General features: G+C 61.2%; 21 protein-coding genes. 16 read left to right on the forward strand and 5 right to left on the reverse strand.

Annotated elements, in window-relative coordinates:
• Positions 1 to 287 precede the first annotated feature (287 nt).
• The 6 genes from KW403_RS18040 to KW403_RS18065 all read left to right on the forward strand — a co-directional run bounded on the left by KW403_RS18040 (position 288) and on the right by KW403_RS18065 (position 6,992).
• A complete protein-coding gene (locus tag KW403_RS18040; protein WP_246638005.1) occupies positions 288 to 1,268 on the forward strand; it encodes a helix-turn-helix transcriptional regulator in 981 nt (326 codons plus the stop codon).
• Positions 1,269 to 1,462: 194 nt separating this feature from the next.
• Positions 1,463 to 2,908, forward strand: coding sequence for a xylulokinase (locus tag KW403_RS18045; RefSeq protein ID WP_223022638.1), 1,446 nt, complete (start codon positions 1,463 to 1,465; stop codon positions 2,906 to 2,908).
• Between the two features lie 12 nt (positions 2,909 to 2,920).
• A complete protein-coding gene (locus KW403_RS18050) occupies positions 2,921 to 3,835 on the forward strand; it encodes a sugar ABC transporter substrate-binding protein (RefSeq protein ID WP_246637988.1) in 915 nt (304 codons plus the stop codon).
• A gap of 11 nt (positions 3,836 to 3,846) precedes the next feature.
• Positions 3,847 to 5,367: a sugar ABC transporter ATP-binding protein gene (locus KW403_RS18055; RefSeq protein WP_223022639.1), complete on the forward strand. Its 1,521-nt coding sequence runs from the start codon at positions 3,847 to 3,849 to the stop codon at positions 5,365 to 5,367.
• Positions 5,364 to 6,293, forward strand: coding sequence for an ABC transporter permease (locus KW403_RS18060; RefSeq protein WP_223022640.1), 930 nt, complete (start codon positions 5,364 to 5,366; stop codon positions 6,291 to 6,293). Before KW403_RS18055 ends, KW403_RS18060 begins: the two co-directional genes overlap by 4 nt.
• A 3-nt stretch (positions 6,294 to 6,296) precedes the next feature.
• Positions 6,297 to 6,992 carry a GntR family transcriptional regulator gene (locus KW403_RS18065; RefSeq protein ID WP_223022641.1) on the forward strand — a complete coding sequence of 232 codons (696 nt, stop codon included), beginning with the start codon at positions 6,297 to 6,299 and terminating at the stop codon, positions 6,990 to 6,992.
• On the opposite strand, the gene KW403_RS18070 is transcribed toward KW403_RS18065, so the two are convergent.
• Together KW403_RS18070 and KW403_RS18075 are read right to left on the reverse strand one after the other, a co-directional pair.
• Positions 6,989 to 7,375: a hypothetical protein gene (locus KW403_RS18070; protein ID WP_223022642.1), complete on the reverse strand. Its 387-nt coding sequence runs from the start codon at positions 7,373 to 7,375 to the stop codon at positions 6,989 to 6,991. The genes KW403_RS18065 and KW403_RS18070 overlap by 4 nt on opposite strands.
• A gap of 145 nt (positions 7,376 to 7,520) precedes the next feature.
• Positions 7,521 to 8,639, reverse strand: coding sequence for a Gfo/Idh/MocA family protein (locus tag KW403_RS18075; RefSeq protein ID WP_223022643.1), 1,119 nt, complete (start codon positions 8,637 to 8,639; stop codon positions 7,521 to 7,523).
• Positions 8,640 to 8,722: 83 nt separating this feature from the next.
• Between KW403_RS18075 and KW403_RS18080 the strand changes: the two genes are divergently transcribed.
• The 7 genes from KW403_RS18080 (at position 8,723) to KW403_RS18110 (ending at position 16,091) form a co-directional block, all read left to right on the forward strand.
• On the forward strand, positions 8,723 to 9,535 hold the full coding sequence (locus KW403_RS18080; protein ID WP_223022644.1) for a MurR/RpiR family transcriptional regulator: 813 nt from the start codon (positions 8,723 to 8,725) through the stop codon (positions 9,533 to 9,535).
• Positions 9,536 to 9,677: 142 nt separating this feature from the next.
• Positions 9,678 to 11,600, forward strand: a complete 1,923-nt coding sequence (locus tag KW403_RS18085) for a bifunctional 5-dehydro-2-deoxygluconokinase/5-dehydro-2-deoxyphosphogluconate aldolase (RefSeq protein WP_223022645.1) — start codon at positions 9,678 to 9,680, stop codon at positions 11,598 to 11,600.
• Positions 11,597 to 13,420: a 3D-(3,5/4)-trihydroxycyclohexane-1,2-dione acylhydrolase (decyclizing) gene (gene iolD / locus KW403_RS18090; RefSeq protein ID WP_223022646.1), complete on the forward strand. Its 1,824-nt coding sequence runs from the start codon at positions 11,597 to 11,599 to the stop codon at positions 13,418 to 13,420. Before KW403_RS18085 ends, iolD begins: the two co-directional genes overlap by 4 nt.
• Complete coding sequence (gene iolE / locus KW403_RS18095; protein ID WP_223022647.1) at positions 13,421 to 14,329, forward strand: myo-inosose-2 dehydratase; 909 nt, start codon at positions 13,421 to 13,423, stop codon at positions 14,327 to 14,329.
• A 2-nt stretch (positions 14,330 to 14,331) separates the two neighbouring features.
• Complete coding sequence (locus tag KW403_RS18100; RefSeq protein ID WP_246638006.1) at positions 14,332 to 14,526, forward strand: DUF3329 domain-containing protein; 195 nt, start codon at positions 14,332 to 14,334, stop codon at positions 14,524 to 14,526.
• Positions 14,527 to 14,536: 10 nt separating this feature from the next.
• Positions 14,537 to 15,352 (forward strand): 5-deoxy-glucuronate isomerase, encoded by an 816-nt coding sequence (iolB, locus tag KW403_RS18105; protein WP_223022649.1) that lies wholly within the window; start codon positions 14,537 to 14,539, stop codon positions 15,350 to 15,352.
• 106 nt (positions 15,353 to 15,458) lie between these two features.
• Positions 15,459 to 16,091, forward strand: a complete 633-nt coding sequence (locus KW403_RS18110; protein WP_223022650.1) for a MarC family protein — start codon at positions 15,459 to 15,461, stop codon at positions 16,089 to 16,091.
• Between the two features lie 7 nt (positions 16,092 to 16,098).
• On the opposite strand, the gene KW403_RS18115 is transcribed toward KW403_RS18110, so the two are convergent.
• The 3 genes from KW403_RS18115 to KW403_RS18125 are packed head-to-tail and all read right to left on the reverse strand — an operon-like array spanning position 16,099 to position 18,328.
• Positions 16,099 to 16,743, reverse strand: coding sequence for a CDP-alcohol phosphatidyltransferase family protein (locus tag KW403_RS18115; RefSeq protein WP_223022651.1), 645 nt, complete (start codon positions 16,741 to 16,743; stop codon positions 16,099 to 16,101).
• Positions 16,740 to 17,690 (reverse strand): phosphatidate cytidylyltransferase, encoded by a 951-nt coding sequence (locus KW403_RS18120; protein WP_223022854.1) that lies wholly within the window; start codon positions 17,688 to 17,690, stop codon positions 16,740 to 16,742. The genes KW403_RS18115 and KW403_RS18120 overlap by 4 nt, the downstream gene beginning before the upstream one ends.
• Complete coding sequence (locus KW403_RS18125) at positions 17,690 to 18,328, reverse strand: lysophospholipid acyltransferase family protein (protein ID WP_223022652.1); 639 nt, start codon at positions 18,326 to 18,328, stop codon at positions 17,690 to 17,692. The genes KW403_RS18120 and KW403_RS18125 overlap by 1 nt, the downstream gene beginning before the upstream one ends.
• Positions 18,329 to 18,541: 213 nt before the next feature.
• Here KW403_RS18125 and ugpB point away from each other — a divergent pair, with 213 nt between their 5' ends.
• From ugpB to ugpE, 3 genes are read left to right on the forward strand one after another with little or no spacing between them, the layout of a single operon-like run.
• Positions 18,542 to 19,864: a sn-glycerol-3-phosphate ABC transporter substrate-binding protein UgpB gene (gene ugpB / locus KW403_RS18130; RefSeq protein WP_246637989.1), complete on the forward strand. Its 1,323-nt coding sequence runs from the start codon at positions 18,542 to 18,544 to the stop codon at positions 19,862 to 19,864.
• Between the two features lie 60 nt (positions 19,865 to 19,924).
• Complete coding sequence (gene ugpA / locus KW403_RS18135; protein WP_223022653.1) at positions 19,925 to 20,806, forward strand: sn-glycerol-3-phosphate ABC transporter permease UgpA; 882 nt, start codon at positions 19,925 to 19,927, stop codon at positions 20,804 to 20,806.
• A 12-nt stretch (positions 20,807 to 20,818) separates the two neighbouring features.
• Positions 20,819 to 21,655 (forward strand): sn-glycerol-3-phosphate ABC transporter permease UgpE, encoded by an 837-nt coding sequence (ugpE, locus tag KW403_RS18140; protein WP_223022654.1) that lies wholly within the window; start codon positions 20,819 to 20,821, stop codon positions 21,653 to 21,655.
• Positions 21,656 to 21,666 lie beyond the last annotated feature (11 nt).

Below are 21,666 nucleotides of genomic sequence, written 5' to 3' on the forward strand. Positions count from 1 at the left end.
AAACCGGCCGCCGAAGATCCCGTACATGCCCTCATCGTCAGGGCCAATCCGGAAGGAATTGGGTTCCATGGGTGCAGTCATACGCGCAACGTCCCTTTTTCGCTTTTCCCGATTGAGGCACGGACGGGCGGGACAAGTCAAACACCTTTCTCGAAAGCAATGATGAGTTAGTTGGTTGAAAATAAATCAGAAAATAGGAAAACTCTGCGTGCTTTGAAGTGCGACTTGTTCCTTTCGCGGCCCAGCTTTTTCTAGACAGGTTCCATTGTCCTGTTATCCTCGCAACCATGGTGGTGGCGGATCTCATCGATGCATCGCAAAGGCTGGGACGGGTGCCCGGCCTGCACTCGCTCGACATTGCCGAGGCCGAGGCCGCGATCGGCGCACGCTACAGGCCGCATCGCCTTCTGATGCCCTCCGGTGAAGCCGCGCTCGATTTCCGGCATCACGCCGTCGCAGGCGAGGGGGCGTCCCTCAATCTCCTGCGCTATGGCCCCGATATCGAGGTCGAGGCCGGCATCTTCGACACGTTCTACATGCTGGAGTTCCCGCTCTCCGGCGGGGTGGATATTCTCTACGGGCGTGACCGTGTCGCTTCGCACCCCGGACGTGGGTTGATCCTCTCGCCCGGCCCCTTCGTGCGCTCCAACTGGCGGCCCGGCACCACGCAGGTCATGCTGCGGCTGGAGCGCGACTTTGTGGAGCGCGCCTGGCAGCGTTACACGGGCGATCCGGTGCGCCGCACACCATTCTTCAAGCCGGAAATCGACCTCGACACGCCGGTGGGGCGACGGCTGGCGCGTCTCTTCGGGCTCATGGTCGCGGAAGAGATCGAGGCCGCAGACAGCACGGCGCTATCGCCCATGCCGCTCGTCAATGCGGTGCTGGAAACGCTCTTTGCCCATGTGCCCTGCCGCGAGGTGGAGCCCTCGGCGCTCGCCGCCGCCGGTCCGCTGCCGCATTATGTGCTGAGCTTCAAGGCGCTGCTCGATGATCCCGCTGTGCTGCCGCTCACCGTATCGGCGCTTTGTGATCGGCTTGATGTTTCGCAGCGAACGCTGACCACAGGCATGCGGCGGTTCACCGGGCTTTCCCCGCATGATTATCTCACCATGCGCCGTATGGAGCATGCCCGGCTTCTGCTCGAACGGGATGGCCTTCCGGTCGCGGCGGTGGCCGCGCGCGTCGGCTACGCCCATGCTGGCCGCTTTGCCGCCGCCTTCCGCCGCCATTGCGGCCATAGCCCCGCAGGCACCCGCGCGACCTGACGCATTTTCGGAAGTCGTTGTCCAAAACGGGAAGTGAAATGGCGGTGCACCTTCCCTTTTCGTTGACAGGGCAGGCTTTCCGGCCCGCACTCGTGGATCACCGCGCGAAAACGGGGAACGGACCTTGCAAAAAAGCCAGCGCGCGGCGACACGGTGGATGTTGAATTCGTCCACCCCATGTGAGGGAGGTTGGTTTGAGCCGGACCGTTCTGGCCATCGATATCGGGTCTTCGGCCCTGAAAGCCGTTCTGTTTTCCGAGCATGGCGCGATGCTGGCCGCCCGGTCGGCTTCCCTCGTCATTGCGTCCGGGACAGACCGGTCGCAGACGCAGGACCCCGCCGACTGGTGGGCGGCGCTTGTCTCCGCGCTCGCAGACATACCCGACAGGAAAGACGTTGAAGCGCTCGTCTTCACCGGTTCCATGCAGAACCTGATCGTTCTCTCGCCCGAAGGCGAAGCGCTGGCACCTGCCGCGCTCTATTCCGACCGTCGGCTGAACGAGGCCGAGATTGCCGAACTCCAAGCCCGCCTGCCGGATGATTACGCGGAGCGCGTCGGCAATCATCCGGACCCTGCCCACACTATTTTCAAACTCATGCGGCTCGACCGCTTCGCGCCCGATCTGCTTGATGAACACCGCTTCTTCTTCGGCGCGAAGGATGCCGTCACCTTCCGGCTGACCGGCCGCGCTGTCATCGATCCCACTGTCGCCTCCACCACCGGCCTGATGAACATCGCAGCACGGTGCTGGGATGCCGAACTGCTTGCCACTGCCGGTGTCGCAGCGACGCGCCTGCCTGAAATCCTCCCGGCCGACGAGATCCTTGGCCCGTTGCGGGCAGAAGCCGCTGCAGAGCTCGGCCTGAGCGAAGGCATTCCTGTGTTCAATGGCGCAGGCGATGCGGCAGCGGCCACATGGGGTGCAGCCGCTGACGCGCCGGGACGCGCCTATGCCTATCTCGGAACCACCGGCTGGGTTGCAGCCACGCTCACCATGCAGGATGCCGCGGCCCCGCGTGACATCTACACGCTTGCCGATCCGGTCCACCGCGACCGCGTCATCATCATCTCGCCCTTCCTGACGGCGGGGGCGGCCATGGACTGGCTGGCCGAAACCACCGGCGAGAGTGTTGATGCCCTGCTGGAAGCGGCGGAAACGGCGGACGATGCGCGCGCCCTGCCGCTCTTTCTGCCCTATCTCTCTGGCGAACGCGCGCCTTTCGAGGACCAGCGCGTGCGCGGCGCCTTTCTTGGCCTCGACCGCACTCATGGCAAGGGCGCGATGGCGCGCGCCGTGCTTGAGGGCGTGGCCTTCGCCATCCGGCACAATCTGGAAACCGCAGGCCTGCCGCCATCGCCGCTCACCATCATTGGCGGCGCGGCCCGTACGCCGCTGCAGCGGCAGATTCTTGCCGATGTGCTGAACCTCGAAGTTGCCTTTCCCGATGCCAGCCAGGAGATGACAGCGCGGGGCGCATTGCGCATGATCGCGGCAAAGGCCGGCTTATCGCTAGCCGCCATGGATGCGTCGCCCGCGCGCGCACCTGACACCACCCATGCCGCGCGCTGTGACAGCCGCTACCAGGCCTATCTTGCAGCGTCCCGCTTCGCGCGGGAACAGGCAAATTCGATAATCTGACCGGAGGAAACGATGAAACGCATGCTTCTTGCCACGGCCGCACTGGCCGCTTTCGCCCAGATCTCCACGGCTAATGCCGAGGACATCGCCGTGCTAACGCCCTATCTCAGCTCCGTTGCGACCAATGAGATGGTCGAGACCTTCAAGACCGATTCCGAGGACAAGGGCTGGACCGTGAATGTGGTCGACACACGCGGCGATTTCCAGCAGCTCGCAAGCCGTGTCGAGGATGTCACCAATGCCGGAGCGGACGCCATCGTGCTGGTGAGCGTCGATCCAAACCAGATCGCCGATCAGGTTGCCGCCGCAGCGGGCAAGGACATTCCCGTTTTCGTGCTCGACGGTGCGCTCGCCGATGGCGTGACCGCCAACATCACCACCGACAATTTTGCCCTTGGCACCATCCTCTCCGATTACCTGTTCGAGGCGCTGGGTGGCGAAGGCAACATCGTCAAATTCTTTCACTCCGCGCATCCCGGCGTTCGCCAGCGCGAATTGGCGCTGGATGCGGCGCTTGAGAAGAACGATGCCGTCAAGGTCATCGCCGAGCATTATGTCCAGGTGCCAGGCCCAATCGACAATGCGCGGCAGGCGATGGAAACCTTCGTCCGCCAGTATGGCGAAAAAATCGACGGCGTCTGGGCCGCGTGGGACGAGCCGGCCATTGGCGCGCTGCTCGCCCTTCAAAGCGACATGCCCGATGCCGACATTGTGATTGCAGGCATCGATGGCAATCCGCAGGCGGTGGACCTGATCAAGCAGTGCACCAATCTCGCCGCCACCGTGCGGCAGGATTTTCCGGGCATTGCAAGCGCCGCAGTCGGAGAAATCGAATCCGTTCTGGCGGGCGGCGAGCCATCGTCGCGCGAGATCTTCGTGGAGGCCAAGGTGGTCGACCGCGAAACGCTTGGCGCAAACTGCGAGTAAAGCCGGCGCCGATGCTTGAGATCGAAGGGCTCATGAAACGGTTCGGCGGCGTCACGGCGCTCGATGACGTGCGCCTCGACGTTACCGCCGGGCGGGTCCATGCCCTTCTGGGGGAGAACGGGGCGGGTAAATCCACCCTGCTCAAGTGCCTTTCCGGGGTGCACCGGGCCGATGCCGGAACGATGCAACTTTCCGGCAGGGCGTATCAGCCGGCAGATCCACGCGCGGCGGAAGCCGCCGGGCTGCGCACCGTGCATCAGGAGCTCAATCTCGTTCCGGGCTTCACGGCCTATGAGAATGCCTATGTGGGCCGGGCCTATCCGCGCCGTCTCGGTCGCGTCGACTGGAAGGCGATGCGCACGCGCTTTGCCGCCCTGCGCGACCGCTACCGGCTCGATCTGGATATCGACGTGCCGGTGGGGCGCCTCTCGGTCGCCAAGTGCCAGATTGTCGAAATCCTGCGCGCGCTGATGGACGATGCGCGGGTGTTGATCCTCGACGAACCCACCGCCTCGCTGAGTGAGGAGGAGGCGACCGTCCTGCGCCGCATCGTGCGCGATCTGGCCGATCAGGGCTGCGCCATCATCTTCGTGTCGCACCGGCTCGATGAGGTGTTCGCGCTGGCTGATGACTACACGGTGCTGCGCAATGGCCAATCCGTCGGCAGCGGGCAGATCGCCGACACCTCGCGCGACGAGATCGTCGCGCTCATGGCGGGCGAGGCGTTTCGCCACGAGCGCCATGGCGATGCGCGCGCTCCGGGCGACCCCGTTCTGGAGCTTTCCGGTTTCCGCGTCAGCCCGGTCCGCGCCCCCATCGATCTAACGGTGCATGCCGGCGAAATCGTGGGTCTTTATGGCGTGGTCGGCAGTGGCCGCTCCAGTCTCCTGAAAGCCGTCTGGGGAGCAAGCGGTATGGCGGAGGGCGACATCGCGCTTGAAGGTGCGCCGCTCCCGGCCTCGGGCATTGAAAGCCGCAAACGCGCCGGCGTCGCCTATGTCTGCGAAGACCGGCGCAACACCGGTCTCGTCATGCATCACTCCATTCTCGACAATGCCGTCCTGCCGCATCTGGAGCGGCATCGTGCCGTCGGTTCCTTGCCCATTGTCTCGTGGAAGCGGGCGCGGGCCGGCGTTCGCGCCGCGCTTGAAGGGCTCAGCGTCAAATATGGGGACCTCGGGGACCGCATCTCCACCCTGTCGGGCGGCAACCAGCAGAAGATCATGATCGGCCGCTGGTTCGATCCGTCGCTGAAACTCTTCCTGCTCGATGAACCGACACGCGGCGTGGATGTGCGCTCCAAGGCGGAAATCCACGCGCTATGCAATCGCCTTGCGGGCGAGGGAGCAGCCGTTCTCTTCGCCACCAGCGACCTTGAAGAACTCCTGATGCTCGCAAGCCGCGTCGTGGTCATGGCGCAGGGAGCCGTCACGCTCGATGCGCCCAACAGAGCCGTGACGCGCCAGTCCGTCATCGACGCCACGTTCCGCGCCTCGCCGCCTCAGCCATCAAAGCCGGAGATAAGAGTTTGAGCTTTTCCGCCCGCTACGGAACCCTGATCGGCCTTCTGGCCATCATCGCCCTCTTTGCAGCGCTCTCGCCGGAGGCCTTCGCCAAGGGCTCGAACCTCATCAACATCACCCAGCAGATGTCGCTGCTCGCCATCGTCGCGCTGGGCGCCACCTTCGTCATGTCGCTGTCGGAGTTCGATCTTTCGGTTGGCGCGGTGGTTTCCATGGCGGGCATCGTTTCCGTCACGCTGTTCGGCGCCGGCTGGGGCATCGTGCCCGTCATGCTGGTCACGCTCATTGCAGGCTTTGCCGTTGGCGCGGTCAGCGGACTTGCGATTGCCACCTATCGCATGCCCAGTTTCATCGTCACGCTTGCCATGGGCACCATTGTCGGTGGCATCACCTATTGGATTAGCGATGGCGCAACGCTCTTCGGAAACATTCCGGTGGGCTTCCGTGATCTGGGGCGCGGCTATCTCGCCGGCATTCCCGTTCTCACGCTGTGGGCGCTCGCGGCGACGCTTTTAGCAGCCTTCATCCTCGACCACACGGAGCTTGGTCGCCGCATCCTCGCCATTGGCGGCAACCGGGAGGCGGCACGGCTCACCGGCGTGCGCATCGTGCCAAACAGTGTCTGGGCCTTCGGCCTCTGCACGCTTTTTTCCGCCCTTGCCGGCCTGCTTCTCACCGCGCGCCTCGGCAGCGCTCATCCGACCGGCGGCAACGGTTTCCTGCTTCAGGCCTATGCGGCAGTCTTTCTCGGCATGACTGCCTTCCGCGACGGGCAGGCCAATGCGCTCGGCACGCTTCTGGGGGCGGCGATCATCGCCGTGGTCGCCAATGGCCTCACCATTCTCGGTGTACCAAACTATCTGCAGGACATTTTCACCGGCTTGATCATCATCGGCGCGGTGCTGGTGCGAAACATCGGCGGCAGGGCAGCCTGAAACATGGCTGCGGATCACGCCTATCAGCGCCTCGCCAACAGGCTCATCCGCGAGCTGACGGGCGGCCTGTGGCGCAATGGCGATCCGCTTCCCTCCGAACATGCACTGGCATCTGCCTATGCGGTTTCGCGGCGTACTGTGCGTCAGGCGCTGGAGCTCCTGCAGCGCGAGGGTTTCGTCTCCAAGGGGCAGGGGCGCAGCACCGTCTACCGCGAACGCGCCATCGGACGCAGCGGTGAAAAGCTGATGGATTTTCCCACCGCCGCGCGCGAGGCCGGCTTTCGCCCCTCGACGCGTCTTGTCTCCACTGGGCGTGTTGAGGCAGGGCTGTCCATCGCCCATGCGCTGGCGCTCCCGCTGGGAACCGAGGTCTTCGAGATCCGCCGTGTGCGGCTTCTGGAGGGCCGTCCCGTCGTTCACCAGACCTCGCTTTTGCCGGCGGCCCTTGTTGAGAAACTGGACATTTCCAGTCTCGCGGAAACCTCGCTCTACACCATGCTGCGCGCGGCGCTGGGTGGCGAAATATTCCTTGCACGCGAACACGTCTCGCTTCTGTCGGCCTCGGAGGAAGAGGCAGAGGCACTGTCGATCCCGAAGGCCTCGCCGCTGCTCAGGGTTCAGCGCGTGGTGGTGGATGCGGGAGGCCGGCCTGTCGAATACTCCAACTCCGCCCTGCAGGATTCCTTCTTCCGGTTCTAGAGCCGTTCCACCAGCTTGACCTGAAACGTGTGCATCTCACCCTGTCGGGAGATCGAGATATACTCGCCTTGCCGAAAGCGTTCTTCGCCGAGGCGGAAGCCGATTTCATCGTCGCGGGTGCCTTCTTCGTAATCGAAATACCATTGCCCGCCGGGCTTGCGGCGCAATCGGCCGATCTTGTCTTCCGCATTGGGTTCGAAGCGCCGCACGCGGCATTGCGTTTGATGCTTCTTCCATTCCGCGGCGTCGAGATGGCCTTCCGTGTCAAGTGGAACCAGCAGATCATATCCTTCGTCATGATCGCCCAGGGGATGTCCCTTCTCGCGGGCGAGCTCAAGTCGCACATGCCGGAATTTCGGGGAGAGATCAGAAGCTGTTGTCATGCTGGATCCTTTCGTTCTCCACCACCCTATGGATGTGATTCTGGTCCTGCTTTGGCAAAGATCAAGCGGAGAAATCGCTATTTCTTCTGACGTGGTCAAATCGGGCCATCGATCAGCACAGCGTGGAGATTATCTGTGCTTGCCCCTAGATCGTTACGCGCTGCCCTTCTCGTGCAGAAGCAGCGATGGCGTGAATGACCTTCTCGAATTCCAGCGCCTCCGCGAAATCAGGACCAAACTTGTCGCCGCCCGCTATTTCCCGGAGGAAGGCACCGGCCTCCAGCACTTTGAGATCGTTGAATCCGAGCTGGTGGCCGGGAGCCGGGCAGAATGCGCCATAAGTGCCATGGGCCGGACCGGTAAGGATGGTCTTGAAACCGTGCTCTGCCGCCGGACCCTGATTCTGATACACCTGCAGTTCATTCATGCGCTCCTGCTCAAAGGCGATCATCCCCGTGGTGCCATGCACCTCGAAGCCCAGCCGGTTCTTGCGCCCCCAGGCAGAGCGGGACGTGGCGAGTATTCCCTGTGCCCCGCTCGCAAACCGCACCAGCGCGGAAGCAACGTCCTCATTTTCCACTGCCCCACGCCCGTTTCCGTCGGGCATCGGGCGTGACTCGTGGATGGTTTGCATATCGGCAATTAGGCTTTCAATGGGCCCCATCAGCCCATACGCCATGGAGACCAGGTGACATCCAAGGTCGCCAAGGGCGCCGAGCCCGGCTTCTTCTATCCGCGCGCGCCATGTCCAGGCGCTCTCCGGGTCAGCCTGGTAATCCTCATCCACAAATCCGCGGAAATGCACAGGCGTGCCTATGGCGCCCTGGGCAATCAGGCCTCGGGCGTGTTCGAATGCCGGGTTTTTTATGTAGTTGTAGCCGACCATGGTTTTGACGCCGGCCTTGCCGGCCGCACGAGCCATTGCCTGGGTTTCCTCCAGAGTGAGGCCCATCGGCTTCTCGCAGTAAACGTGTTTGCCGGCTTCGATGGCTGCCAGCGCCATCTCGCAATGCATCCGGTTTGGCGTGGTTATGGAAACGATGTTGACGGCGGGATCGTTTACCAGCACATGCCAGTCGTCCGTGGATCGGGAGAAACCGAACTGCTCCGCCATCTGTGCAGCGCGTTTTGCGGGTGTATCGCACAACAATTCCAGCCGGGCGGCTGGCACATCGCCAAGCACTGCCCTTGCCGCGCGAAATGCGAGCGCATGAGCTTTGCCCATGAACCCCGTACCGATCAGACCGATGCCGATTTCGCGCATGGAAATTCTCCTCCACTATTGGAATTTTTATTCCAATTGCGTAAAGTCGGTGACGCCATTTTGTCAAGCCAACGAGGGGCAGCATGTCAGAGCTTTCAGCACCGGAAACCATCGAGGCATTGCTCGATCGAATGCTGGATATCTCCGATGGTCTGCCGAAGCGGCTTAAACAGTGCGCCGACTATGTGGCTGCAAATCCCGATCGCATCGCCGTGTCCACCGTGGCCGAAATGGCGGAAGGTGCCGGTGTCAAACCTTCCGCTTTCATGCGCTTTTGCCAGGTGCTCGGCTTTTCCGGGTTTTCGCAGATGCAGCGCCTGTTCCGGGAGTCCTATGCCCAGAACTGGCCTGATTATCCCACCCGTCTTGAAAAACTGCGTGAAAGCGGCGCTGGCAGTCCCTCCGCTCTTCTGGCGGAGTTTATTGAGGCAGGGCGTCTTTCCCTTGAAAGTCTGGCCAAGACCATCGACCCGGACGTGCTCGACGCGGCCATCAAGACGCTATCGCAGGCCAATATGGTGCACATTGTGGGGCTGCGCCGGGCTTTTTCCGTCGCCACCTATTTTGCGTATGCGTTCGAGAAGATGAATGTGCCGACAATGATCCACGATCATGTGGGGCGGCTCGACAACCGGCATGCGATTCGCAAGGGCGATGCGGTGATCGCCATCACCTTCGCCCCCTATACGCCCGAGACAATCGAGCTCGCCGAGGCCGCGCGGGCGGCTGGGGCCGATGTCATTGCAATTACCGATGCCATCGCCAGCCCGTTGCGGCCCATCACACCGCTCATGCTGACCGTATCGGAAGCGGATTTCGGAAACTTTCGCTCGCTTTCGGCAACACTCTCGCTGGCTGTTGCACTTGTGGTTGCGGTGGGGGCTAGCGGCCAGTGAAATAGAACTCATATGTTGATTTCGAGTTAGAAATAGAACATATCTTCCATTATTGAAGCAGATGGAACGCCGTGACCGGATGTTCATCGCCCTGCCGTTCGCTGAGCGAATGGCGTCGCAGGAATGCATGGAGGAGACAGCGATGAAGTCCCTAGACCTCATCACCATCGGCCGCTCTTCGGTCGATCTTTATGGCGGGCAGGTTGGCGGTCGCCTGGAAGACATGAGCTCCTTCAACAAGTATATCGGCGGATCCCCCACCAACATTGCCGCCGGCACGGCACGTCTCGGCCTCAAATCGGCGTTGATCACGCGGGTGGGCGATGAACATATGGGCCGCTTCATTCGTGAGGAGCTTGAGCGCGAGGGAGTCGACACGCGCGGCGTTGTGACTGATCCCGAACGTCTGACCGCGCTGGTGTTGCTCGGCATTCGTGATCAGGAACAGTTTCCACTGATCTTTTATCGCGAGAACTGCGCCGACATGGCGCTTGGCGAGGAAGACATCGACCCGGATTTCATTGCCGAGGCACGCTGCGTGTGCGCGACCGGCACGCATCTTTCGCATCCGCGCACCGAGGCCGCAGTTCTGAAGGCGGTCCGGCTTGCCCGCGAACACGGCGCGCTGACGGCGCTCGATATCGACTATCGCCCCAATCTCTGGGGTCTTGCCGGGCATGGCGAGGGCGAGAGCCGCTTCATCGAATCCGAACGCGTTACCGTGAAACTGCAATCCACCCTGCCAATGTTCGACCTCATTGTCGGCACGGAAGAGGAGTTTCATATCGCAGGCGGTTCCACCGACACGATCGAAGCGCTGAGGAATGTGCGCGCGCTGACCGATGCCGTCCTCGTCTGCAAGCGGGGACCGATGGGCGCCTCCGCCTTTGCCGGCGCAATTCCCGGCACGCTGGATGACGGCGAGGCGGGAGAGGGGTTCCCGATCGAGGTGTTCAACGTGCTCGGTGCGGGTGATGGTTTCATGTCTGGGCTTCTCAAGGGTTGGCTCTCGGGGGAGGACTGGCCAACAGCCTTGAAATACGCCAATGCTTGCGGGGCCTTTGCGGTTTCCCGTCATGGCTGCACGCCGGCCTATCCCTCTCTTGAGGAACTTCAATACTTCTTTCGCACCGGTATCCGCGAGAAGGCGCTGCGCAAGGACGCCGCGCTGGAGCAGGTTCACTGGGCGACGACACGGCATGGCGACTGGTCGCAGATGCGTGTCTTCGCCTTCGATCACCGCATGCAACTCGAAGTCATGGCTGATGAGGCGGGCGTCTCCCGTGAACGCATCGGCGGCTTCAAGAAACTCTGCCTTGAGGCAGCGAAAACTGTGGCTGATGGGCGTCATGGTTACGGGATCTTGTGCGATGGCCGTCTCGGGCGGGACGCCCTCTACGCTGCCTCGGGTTCCGGGCTCTGGATCGGTCGCCCCGCCGAATGGCCCGGCTCGCGCCCGCTCACGCTGGAGCCGGCCATTGGCTCCGATTGCGGCGGACTCAATGAATGGCCGCTGGAAAACGTGGTCAAGGTTCTGTGCTTCTATCACCCGAACGATGAGCCGGCGATGCGAGAAGAACAGGAAGAAACGGTCAAACGCCTGTTTGCCGCAAGCCGCCGCAATCGGCTGGAAATGTTGCTCGAAATCATCCCGTCCAAGGTCGCCGCGTGTGACGATGACACCGCAGCCCGCGCCATTCGGCGTTTTTACGAGATCGGTGTCTACCCGGACTGGTGGAAACTGGAGCCGATGACGTCCCGTGCCGCGTGGCAAAAAGCCTGCGATGCGATCCAATCCAACGATCCGCACACGCGGGGCATAGTCGTGCTCGGGCTCGATGCGCCGGCAAAAGAGCTGGAGGAAAGCTTCGCGGTTGCGGCTTCCTTCGAACTGGTCAAGGGTTTCGCTGTTGGCCGTACCATCTTTGCGGATGCAGCGCGGCGCTGGCTATCCGGTGCAATCGACGACAATACGGCCATCTCCGAAATGGCGGAGAAGTATGCAAATCTCTGCGCTGTTTGGGATCGGGCGCGGGCACAGGCGGGGAAGGGAGCGGCAGCATGAAGACTATCCGGCTGACGGGGGCGCAGGCGGCGATTCGCTACATTGCTGCCCAGAAGAACGAGGAGGGCGAGCCCTTCATTGCCGGCATGTGGGCCATTTTCGGCCATGGCAATGTGGCGGGCCTCGGCGAGGCGCTTCATGCGGCGCGCGACACGCTTACCACCTACCGCGGACACAATGAACAATCGATGGCCCACGCCGCCATCGCGTATGCGAAGCAGCTTGGCCGCCGCCGCGCCATGGCGGTAACGTCGTCCATTGGCCCCGGCGCGACAAACATGGTGACGGCGGCTGCACTCGCCCATGTGAACCGCCTGCCCGTGCTTCTCATACCGGGCGACGTCTTTGCCAATCGCGGCCCCGATCCCGTTTTGCAGCAGATCGAAGATTTTGGCGATGGCACGGTGAGCGCAAATGACTGTTTCCGCCCCGTCTCGCGTTATTTCGACCGCATCACCCGGCCCGAGCAGCTTTTGACCGCGCTGCCGCGCGCCTTTCGCGTGATGACCGATCCGGCCGATTGCGGGCCCGTGACGCTCGCCTTCTGCCAGGATGTTCAGGCCGAGGCATATGATTGGCCGGAGAGTTTCTTTGCGGAAAGAACCTGGCGCCGCCGCAGACCGCAGCCCGATGAAGCCGAACTGGCCGACGCGATCGAAACCATTCGCGCCGCTAGCTCTCCGGTGATCGTCGCCGGTGGCGGTGTTCACTATTCGCGTGCGTGCGCAACGCTGAAAGCTTTTGCGGATAAACACGCCATTCCAGTGGTGGAAACGCAGGCGGGCAAATCCGCGCTTCCCTGGGATCACCCGCTCAATCTCGGGCCGGTCGGGGTCACGGGTTCGTCGAGCGCCAATGCGGTCTGCGAGGAGGCGGATCTGGTCTTTGGGGTCGGCACGCGGTTCCAGGATTTCACCACCGGGTCCTGGGCACTGTTCAAAAAACGACCCGGGATCCTGTCTCTGAATGTTCAGCCCTACGATGGTAACAAACACGATGCGCAGGCGCTGATCGCCGATGCTGATGTCGGCCTCGGACTTCTGTCCGAAGGGCTCGGTGGATGGCGGGCGCAGGCGCCCGATCCGGCATTCAAGGAAACGTGGTTCAAAGCCGCTGACGCCGTGACGGCAGCACCCGCGGCCGATGACAACGCACTTCCCACCGACATGCAGGTGATCGGCGCGGTACAGCGCGCGGCGCGCGAGAACACGGTTGTGATGTGTGCTGCCGGCACCATGCCAGGCGAGTTGCACAAGCTTTGGAAGGCCGGGCGACCCGGCTCCTATCACATGGAATACGGCTATTCGTGCATGGGTTACGAGATCGCCGGCGGGCTGGGCATCAAGATGGCGGAGCCTGATCGCGATGTGGTCGTGATGCTGGGCGACGGCTCCTACATGATGATGAATTCGGAGCTGGCCACCGCCGTTTCCATGGGCATCAAGATCACCGTGGTCATCACCGACAATCGCGGGTTCGGCTGCATCAACCGGCTGCAGATGGGCACCGGCGGAGCCGAGTTCAACAATCTTCTCGACCACACACACCATGTCAATCCGCTGCGGGTCGACTTCGTCGCCCACGCTGCCTCGATGGGGGCGGAGGCCCGAAAAGCGGGCTCTATCACCGAGCTCGAGGCAGCTCTTGCAGAGGCGCGTACCGCCAAGGGGCCCTTTGTCGTGGTGATCGATACCGATCCCTATCCCTCGACAGAGGCGGGCGGTCATTGGTGGGATGTGACGGTTCCGGAGGTTTCCGACCGGCAGGAGGTCAATGCAGCCCGCAGGGTCTATGAAAAAGCGTTGAAGGAAAGACACTGAATGATCCGCTTCGGCACCAATCCCATTGCCTGGTCGAATGATGATGATCAGACCATAGGCGCGCATATTCCTCTTGAACAATGCCTGTCGGAAACGGCGTCAATCGGCTTTGACGGGATCGAGAAGGGGCACAAGATGCCCTCGGATGGCGAGACGCTGAAGGCGGTTCTGGCCGGGCACGGTCTCGTCTTCGTTTCTGGCTGGCATTCGCTCAACCTGCTGGTCAACGACATCGAAACCGAGAAAAAGGCAATCCAGCCGCATCTCGACATGCTGAAGGCCAATGATTGCGACGTCTGCATTGTATGCGAGACATCGAACGCCATTCACGGCAACGACGCCGTGGCACTAGCAAACCGTCCCCGCCTTGAGGATGATCGCTGGCCGGCCTTCTGTGCGGGCGTCGAGGCGATTGCGGAACATTGCGCGGGCCAGGACATAACACTGGTCTATCATCACCATATGGGGACCGTGGTTGAAAGCCGAGAAGAGATCGGACGCCTGATGGACGGCACAGGCCCCACGACCCACCTTCTGCTCGACACCGGCCATGCTTGGTTCGGCGGGTCCGACCCGGTGGAGCTCGCCGAAACCTATGGCGAGCGGGTGGCTCATTTCCATGCCAAGAATGTGCGCCCCGCGATTCGCAGGGAAGTGGAGCAGGACGAGCTTTCCTTCCTCGAAGGCGTGCGTCGCGGCGTCTTCACTGTGCCGGGGGACCCGGAAGGCGGCATTGCGTTCGAAGAGGTTTTGAACGTGCTTGCGAAGAAGGGCTATGATGGATGGCTCGTAATCGAGGCCGAGCAGGACCCGCTCAAGGCGGACCCGGTCAAATATCAATCCATGGGCTTGAAAGCGCTCCGGCAGGCAGCGCATGCTGCCGGGCTGGTCAAGGATGAAGCACGATGAGTTTGATTGACGCACGCCATCCCTTCTTTCGGCCGCTATGGCGGCGCGTGGCGGTGGTGGCAGTCTGTCTTGGCTGGGGGGTGTTCGAGTTTGTGTCCGGCGCACCGTTCTGGGGAATTCTGTATACCGCCGTCGGTGTCTATGCGGCCTGGTCGCTGCTCTACACTTTCAAGCCCGGCGACATTGAAAACGAATAAGGCAGGAACCATGCCCGATCTTCTGGTCAGACCCGCAGGCACCGTCGGCAAGGTGCACGACATCACACCGACATCGGCGGGCTGGGGATATGTCGGCTTCGGCCTCTACCGTCTAAAAGCTGGCGAAACCGCATCCGAGGCAACCGGAGACCGAGAAGTCATTCTCGTGCTCGTTGAAGGTAAGGCGGAGATCTCAGGCGCGGGTAAAGCGTTTGGCGAGGTTGGCGAGCGCATGAACGTGTTCGAGCGGCTGCCGCCCCATGCGGTCTACATTCCCGATGGCACCGAATGGCAAGCCCGAGCCACCACGGACTGCACGCTTGCCGTCTGCTCGGCACCCGGCAAGAGCGGCCATGAGGCACAGGTTATCGGCCCCACAGGCATCAGCCTCGAAGAGCGCGGCAAAGGAGCCAACACCCGCCACATCCACAACATCGCCATGGAGGGCCGCGACGTTGCAGACAGCCTGCTCGTCACAGAGGTCTACACCCCGCAGGGCCACTGGTCGTCCTATCCGCCGCACCGGCATGACGAGGATGATTTCCCGAACATGACCTATCTGGAGGAGACCTATTACCACCGGCTCAACCCGGCGCAGGGCTTCGGTTTCCAACGTGTATTCACCGAGGATGGCGAACTGGACGAGACGATGGCCGTCAGCGACCACGATGTGGTGCTGGTGCCAAAAGGGCACCACCCCTGCGGCGCGCCCTATGGCTATGAAATGTACTATCTCAACGTCATGGCCGGCCCACTGCGCAGATGGCGCTTCAAGAACCACCCGGATCATGACTGGATATTCCAACGGGATGCGAAGGCCGGCTAACTGCGCCGTCGCCTGTGGCGCATCTTGCTGCCATACTGCCCCGCAATTCAGTGAGTCGCACCTGCCATGATCCGGGCGGTGCGAAATCGGCAGGCGGGGCATTTTTATGGACTACACCGAACTGACAAAAGTGTTCGGCGCGTTTTTCGCTATCATGAATCCGTTTGTGAACCTGCCGATCTTTCTGGCGTTGACGGACGGTTTCACGGTTCAGCAGCAGCGTGTGCTCGCGTTCAAAGTTTCGATTTTTTCAGCCATTATGTGTGCGGTTATCCTGTTTGCCGGTCAGGCGATCATCGGGTTTTTCGGAATCACGGTTGATCAGTTTCGCGTCGCTGGCGGCATCGTTCTTGCGCACATCGCCTGGTCGATGCTGAACGGAAACGGCTTTTCATCCCACCATGGCACCGAGAGCGAACAGGCGCACATCGACGATCTTTCCGGGCTCGCCTTCTACCCGATCACCTTTCCGATGATCGTTGGTCCCGGCACCATCGCAACATTGATCATCTATGCGGGCCAGGCGGGTGGAGTTGAAGCCACATTCGCCGTAGGTGCTGTTGTCGCCAGCATACTGGCGATCCTGTTTGTCGTTCTCTTCTTTGCATCGTTCATCGGACGCGTGTTGAGCGAAACCATGCGCGTGATCACCACGCGGCTCATGGGCATGATCCTGCTCGCGATAGCTGTGGAGATGATCGTCGCAGGTGTGAAAGCCGTGTTGCCGGGCCTTGCCTGAATAGAGACTAGGCCTGACCGCGCAGTCCCTTCACGAGCCGCACGGAGCGGCGCAGTGCGGTCAGGGCCGCGCCGATGGCGACGATCCAGAGTGCCACCGTCAACACCTCGCCCCGCCCGTTCCAAAGAGGTTCGAACAATGAAAGCGCGGCGGCAAGTGTGATCGCCGCCATGCGATGCGGCTTCGCCATGGGGCCGGAGAAGTCCGCCTTCTGGCCGCAGGCGCGTCCAAGCTCACGCACATAGGCGGTGAGAACGGAAAAGCCGCCTGCCGCCCAGCCCAGCGCTGGCAGACCGATCCCGTAGCCGACCCCGACGAGGATCGCGATGTCGGCAACCCTGTCAGGAAACTCGTTCCAGAAGGCACCGTCCGGTGAACCCTTGCCAGCTTCCACGGCCACCATGCCATCGAAGAGATTACAAAGCAGCCGGCACTGCACGAGCAGGCCGGAAAGGACAAGAAGCAGAAGCCGCGTAGGGCCATCCATCTCACCAGCCTGCCAGAAAGCCAGCCCGGCAAGCGCCGCGAACACCATGCTCGCCACGGAAATCTGATTGGGTGTGACGGATGTGTGGGAAAGCCGGCGGGCCACGGCTTTCGCCCAGCCTGTGTCGCGGCTGGCAAGGGGGCGACGATTTTCGGTCTTGTTCATGTAAGCGACCACCAGTAACGGACAAGGTGAAAGAAGATGGGGGCCGAGAAGATGACCGAATCCAGCCGATCGATAAAGCCGCCATGGCCGGCAATCAGATGCCCCCAGTCCTTCACGCCGCGGTCGCGCTTGATGGCCGACATGACGAGCCCGCCGAAGAATCCCATGAGCACGACAACGAAGGACAGAAGCCCTGCCTGGAGAGGTGTGAAGGGTGTCATCCAGAACAGTGTCGCGCCGACCACCGTGGCGCTCAGCGCACCGCCAATAAAGCCTTCGACCGTTTTGGAGGGAGAGAGTTTTGGCGCAATCTTCGTGCGTCCAAGCAGTTTGCCCCAGACATATTGAAGCACGTCGCTCGACTGCACCACCACCACCAGGAAAGCGATGAGAAGCAGGTTGCGCCCCTCATAGCCGGGGATCTGCAGGGTCAGCAGTGCCGGCACATGGGAAACGCAGAAGACGCAGATCATCAGCGCCCATTGCACCTCTGCCACCCGCACGAGGAAATGGTCCGTGTCGCCGCGCAGGGCAGAGACAATGGGCATCAGCAGAAACGCATAGACCGGAACAAGGATCGAATAGAGCCCGTACCAGTCGATGTAGACCAGATAATACTGAACCGGCAGCACGATGAAGAATGCTGAGGCGAGCGCCCAGTGGTCACCGCGCCGTGTGTCCGTCAGCGTCACGAACTCCCGCAGGGCGGCGAAGGAGGCGAAGCCAAAGAGAAGAATGGCGCCGAGCCGGCCGAAGAGCAGCGCGCCGCCCATGAGGATGATCATCACCCACCAGGCGTTGACCCGGTCGTTCAGGTTCTCAATGGCGGCATTGGAGCCGTCAGGCGAGAGCCTGCGTTGGAGAACCTGCCCTGCAAGAGAGGCCAGAACGAGCACGGCGGCGAGCCCACCAAGCAGTTTCAAAAGGTCTATCTGGTGCACGGTCATCATGCGGTGCTTTCTTCAGCATCGGAGATTGATAAGAGCGCAGCGCGCGCCCTTCTCACGAAGGCGTCTTTGGTCTCTGCAGGTTCCACACGCAATGGCGCACCGAAGGTAACAGTGCATATCAGTGGTACGGGGACAAACTCACCCTTCGGCATGACACGGTTCAGATTGTCGATCCAGACAGGCACGAGATCGATGTCGGGCCGCGCTGTCGCAAGATGATAGACTCCGCTCTTGAAGGGCAGAAGAGGTTTGTCGGTTTCATTGCGGGTGCCTTCGGGAAAGATGATGAGCGAGGCGCCGCCATCCAGGGCATCTGCCATTTGTTTGATCGGATCGTCGGCACGCGTCTTGCGGTCGCGATCAATGAGCACTGCGTTGAACACATCACGGCCGATAAAACGGCGGATGGGTGACTTGAGCCAGTAGTCCGCGCCCGCCACCGGGCGGGTCTGCTCGCGCATGCGGGGAGGTAGGACCGCCCACAGGAGAATGAAATCGCCATGGCTTACGTGATTGGCAAAGTAGATGCGCTGCCGGGGAACAGGCTCTATGCCATCCCAAACGGCCCGCACGGCTGTAATAAAGCGCGCGAACAGCGTGATTGCACCAGCCGCGAGCCGCGCCAGGAAACCCATTTTACCCTCAGATCGTGAAACCGATTCGACCCTGCACCTTGTATAGGATGGCGATAGGCTAGGCCAATCGCATGATCGCCTCATTTCAGCATGAAATTTCTATACTGGAAAAGCTATAGACAATGTATTCTACAGATGCTGTCATCCAACGGTAACATAAGCCGACCAATAGAGACCGGTTAACCGGCGATCGACGCTACAGGGAGATACACAATGAGATTTCGCGCAATGTTTTCCGCTGCCACGGCTTTGACCGTGGTGCTTCCGGTAACGGTCGGCGCCGCACAGGCGCAGACCGAGGTGCAATTCTGGCATGCCTTCACCGGCCGTCTCGGCGAACTTCTGGAAAAACAGGTTTCCGATTTCAATGCCAGTCAGGACGAGTATGAGGTTGTGGCGACCCTCAAGGGCAATTATTCCGAAGCCCTGAATGCCGGCATTGCCGCTTTCCGCGCCGGCGAGCAACCGCACATCCTGCAGGTTTTCGAGGTCGGCACCGCCACGATGATGGCTGCCAAGGGTGCCATCAAGCCGGTTTATGAAGTGATGGCCGAGGCCGAAGCCGAGTTCGATCCCAACGCCTATCTTGCACCGGTTGCAGGCTACTACACCAACACCGACGGCGAGATGCTGTCCTTACCCTACAATTCTTCCACTCCTGTTCTCTACATCAACAAGAAGGCGCTTGAGGAAGCCGGTCTCGATCCCGAGTCAAAGCCTGCCACCTGGCCAGAAGTCGAGGAAATTCTCGTCAAGCTCAAGGAAGCCGGTTCTGCATGCCCGCTGACGACGGCGTGGCAGTCCTGGATCCATCTCGAGAATCTGAGCGCATACCACAATGTTCCGTTCGCAACGGAAGCCAATGGCTTTGCCGGCACCAATACCGAACTCGCTTTCAATGGCGATCTTCAGGTGCAGCACATCGACAAGATGGGCGAATGGGCCAAGGAAGGTCTCTTCAGCTATTCGGGCCGTCGCAACGAGGGCGGTGCACGCTTCCGCTCGGGCGAGTGCGCCATGTTCACCGAATCGTCAGCCGGCTATGCCGGTGTGAAGGCCGAGGCCGACTTCCCCTTCACCGTGACCAATTTACCTTATTGGCCGGATGCGGAAGGCGTGCCCTACAACACGATCATCGGCGGTGCTTCGCTGTGGGTCATGTCGGGCCATGAGGCTGAGGAATATGCAGGTGTTGCAGCATTTCTGAACTATCTCTCCAGCGCAGAAGTGCAGGCCCAGTGGCATCAGGACACCGGCTATCTGCCGATCACCACCGCTGCCTACGACCTGACCAAGGAGCAGGGTTTCTACGAAGAAAACCCGGGCACCGACATTGCCATCCTGCAAATGACCGGCAAGGCTCCGACGGAAAACTCCAAGGGCATCCGTCTTGGCAATTTCGACCAGATCCGCGCCATCATCGACGAGGAGCTGGAAGCCGTCTGGCAGGGTCAGAAGGACGCCAAGGCCGCGCTTGACGAGGCTGTGAACCGCGGCAACGAGTTGCTGCGCCGCTTCGAACAGTCGACGCGATAAGTCTATGAAACCTGCGGGGCCGGCAGAAATCTTGCCGGCCCTGGCATTCTTGGTTTGCCCATGGAAAAGCGCGTTACCTTCGACAACCGGTTGTTGCCATACCTGCTGCTCGCGCCGCAGCTTGCAGTGACGATCGTTTTTTTCTTCTGGCCGGCCGGTCAGGCCCTTTACCAGTCGCTGCTTCTCCCTGATCCGTTCGGGCTTGGAGCGCGCTTCGTCTGGTTTTCCAATTTCGAATATCTCTTCAACGACCGCTATTATCTCCAGTCCTTTATCACCACCGCGGTCTTCACCTTCTTCGTGACGCTGGTTTCCATGTCGGTCGCTCTTCTTTTTGCCGTGATGGCCGATCAGGCGGTCAAGGGGGCAGGGGCATACAAGACGCTGCTCATATGGCCCTATGCCGTGGCGCCTGCCGTGGCCGGCGTGATGTGGCTCTTCATGTTCCAACCGTCCATCGGCGTGATCGCCTTTTACATGAAGGCGATGGGCATCGACTGGAACCCCGTTCTCAATGGGGGGCAGGCCATGACGCTGGTCATTCTCGCCGCAGCGTGGAAGCAGATCAGCTACAATTTTCTGTTTTTCCTGGCCGGCCTGCAGGCGATCCCCAAAAGTCTGATCGAGGCGGCGGCGATCGATGGCGCGGGCAAATGGCATCGTTTTCGCACCATCATCTTCCCGCTTCTATCGCCCACCACTTTTTTCTTGCTCGTGGTCAACATCGTCTACGCTTTTTTCGAGACCTTCGGCATCATCCACACCATGACGGCCGGCGGGCCGGGCCAGTCCACCACCATCCTCGTCTACAAGGTCTATTCCGACGGGTTCGTCGGGCAGGATCTCGGCTCTTCCGCCGCCCAATCCGTCATTCTGATGGTTGTTGTTGGCATCCTGACTGTCATCCAGTTCCGCTTCATCGAGCGGCGCGTGCACTATTGAGGAGGGCGGGGCATGGTTGAAAAACAGGGCTTAGGCACGATCCTGATGCACGCGGTGCTGATCATCGGCATCGCCATTGTCTGCTTCCCGATCTATCTCACCTTTGTCGGCTCGACGCTGACTCATTTCGAGATCATTCGCCCGCCCATGCCACTGGTGCCGGGGCCGCATTTCATCGACAATTACAGCGAAGCGCTTACCTCGGGCATCACCGCGCCGGTGGGGCGCATGCTGTTCAATTCCTTTGTCATGGCCATGGGCATCGCCCTCGGCAAGATCGCCATCTCGATCCTGTCGGCCTATGCGATCGTCTATTTTCGCTTTCCGTTTCGAATGTTCGCCTTCTGGGCGATCTTTATGACCCTGATGCTACCGGTGGAAGTACGCATTGTGCCGACCTATGAGGTTGTCGCCTCGCTCGGCATGCTCAATTCCTACACCGGCCTGATCCTGCCGCTCATCGCCTCGGCGACCGCCACCTTCCTCTTCCGCCAGTTCTTCATGACCGTGCCGGATGAGCTGGTGGAGGCTGCGCGTGTCGATGGTGCCGGGCCGCTGCGCTTCTTCAAGGACATTCTCTTACCGCTCTCGGTGACCAACATCGCGGCGCTTTTCGTGATCCTCTTCATCTACGGTTGGAACCAGTTCCTCTGGCCGCTTCTGATCACGACCAAGCCGGAAATGAACACCATCGTGATGGGTCTGAAACAGATGATGCCGACCGCCGACGACTACGGCAATTGGCCCGTGACCATGGCCGCCGCAACGCTGGCCGTTCTGCCGCCGGTGGCGGTGGTGATCTTCATGCAGCGCCTTTTCGTCAAAGGCCTTGTCGAGACAGAGAAATAGAAGGACCGAAA

This window comes from Nitratireductor kimnyeongensis, from assembly GCF_019891395.1.
GTDB lineage: Bacteria > Pseudomonadota > Alphaproteobacteria > Rhizobiales > Rhizobiaceae > Nitratireductor > Nitratireductor kimnyeongensis.

Bases quoted from the DNA above. Each gene is read 5' to 3' on its own strand.
- KW403_RS18040 (WP_246638005.1), top strand. From the start codon at position 288: ATGGTGGTGGCGGATCTCATCGATGCATCGCAAAGGCTGGGACGGGTG.
- KW403_RS18050 (WP_246637988.1), top strand. From the start codon at position 2,921: ATGAAACGCATGCTTCTTGCCACGGCCGCACTGGCCGCTTTCGCCCAG.
- KW403_RS18055 (WP_223022639.1), top strand. From the start codon at position 3,847: ATGCTTGAGATCGAAGGGCTCATGAAACGGTTCGGCGGCGTCACGGCG.
- KW403_RS18065 (WP_223022641.1), top strand. From the start codon at position 6,297: ATGGCTGCGGATCACGCCTATCAGCGCCTCGCCAACAGGCTCATCCGC.
- KW403_RS18070 (WP_223022642.1), bottom strand. From the start codon at position 7,375: ATGACAACAGCTTCTGATCTCTCCCCGAAATTCCGGCATGTGCGACTT.
- KW403_RS18075 (WP_223022643.1), bottom strand. From the start codon at position 8,639: ATGCGCGAAATCGGCATCGGTCTGATCGGTACGGGGTTCATGGGCAAA.
- KW403_RS18080 (WP_223022644.1), top strand. From the start codon at position 8,723: ATGTCAGAGCTTTCAGCACCGGAAACCATCGAGGCATTGCTCGATCGA.
- KW403_RS18085 (WP_223022645.1), top strand. From the start codon at position 9,678: ATGAAGTCCCTAGACCTCATCACCATCGGCCGCTCTTCGGTCGATCTT.
- iolD (WP_223022646.1), top strand. From the start codon at position 11,597: ATGAAGACTATCCGGCTGACGGGGGCGCAGGCGGCGATTCGCTACATT.
- iolE (WP_223022647.1), top strand. From the start codon at position 13,421: ATGATCCGCTTCGGCACCAATCCCATTGCCTGGTCGAATGATGATGAT.
- iolB (WP_223022649.1), top strand. From the start codon at position 14,537: ATGCCCGATCTTCTGGTCAGACCCGCAGGCACCGTCGGCAAGGTGCAC.
- KW403_RS18110 (WP_223022650.1), top strand. From the start codon at position 15,459: ATGGACTACACCGAACTGACAAAAGTGTTCGGCGCGTTTTTCGCTATC.
- KW403_RS18115 (WP_223022651.1), bottom strand. From the start codon at position 16,743: ATGAACAAGACCGAAAATCGTCGCCCCCTTGCCAGCCGCGACACAGGC.
- KW403_RS18120 (WP_223022854.1), bottom strand. From the start codon at position 17,690: ATGACCGTGCACCAGATAGACCTTTTGAAACTGCTTGGTGGGCTCGCC.
- KW403_RS18125 (WP_223022652.1), bottom strand. From the start codon at position 18,328: ATGGGTTTCCTGGCGCGGCTCGCGGCTGGTGCAATCACGCTGTTCGCG.
- ugpB (WP_246637989.1), top strand. From the start codon at position 18,542: ATGAGATTTCGCGCAATGTTTTCCGCTGCCACGGCTTTGACCGTGGTG.
- ugpA (WP_223022653.1), top strand. From the start codon at position 19,925: ATGGAAAAGCGCGTTACCTTCGACAACCGGTTGTTGCCATACCTGCTG.
- ugpE (WP_223022654.1), top strand. From the start codon at position 20,819: ATGGTTGAAAAACAGGGCTTAGGCACGATCCTGATGCACGCGGTGCTG.